At 62.3% G+C, this 637-nt stretch carries 1 protein-coding gene; it reads left to right on the top strand.

Annotated features, from left to right (window positions below; all coding sequences use genetic code 11):
* The coding region (locus EOA27_RS39110; RefSeq protein WP_245491406.1) for a TniB family NTP-binding protein at positions 1-637 on the top strand (637 nt) is incomplete at both ends.

Below are 637 nucleotides of genomic sequence, written 5' to 3'. Positions count from 1 at the left end.
GGCGGACCATCTGCTCGACCATGTTCGCCCGTACCTCGATCGCTGCGCGGAAGACCGGATCGCCTACATCCGGGCGCCGCGATGGATCGCACATCACGTCGCAGTACAGGCACACGAGCGCCTTTCCGAACTGCTGTCGCGACCGGCGGCGTTGCGGACCAGAGGCCTGATGCTGGTCGGGCCCTACGCCAACGGCAAAACGATGATCGCGGAACGGTTTGCGGTAGAGCACATGAAAACGTCCGAGCGGCAAAGAGTGTGGGTGGTCCAGACGCGCGAGGGTGCCGGCCTTGCACATTTCTATGGAAGCATCCTGCAGGCGTTCCGCGCCCCGGTCGGCAATGGTCGAGATGTTGGCCGTAAGGCCGAACAGATCGATCATCTGCTCGACAGACTGAAACCCAGGATCCTGATCTTCGACGAATTCCACAATGCGATTCGCGGCCGCTCGCGAGACGTCGAGGCGGTTCTCGCGTTCCTGAGGCGGATTGGCCGCCAGTTCGACATCTCTCCGGTTCTGATCGGCGAGGTCGCCGTCTACGACTTCATCAACGAGACCACCGAGATGGCGAGCCGGTTCGACCTGCACGCTGTGCCGCGGTGGCAATACGGCGAGGAATTCCTGACGCTCCTGGAT

Source organism: Mesorhizobium sp. M2A.F.Ca.ET.037.01.1.1 (genome assembly GCF_003998075.1).
Taxonomy (GTDB): Bacteria; Pseudomonadota; Alphaproteobacteria; order Rhizobiales; family Rhizobiaceae; genus Mesorhizobium.
This window is presented reverse-complemented; position numbering and strand designations above follow the sequence as displayed.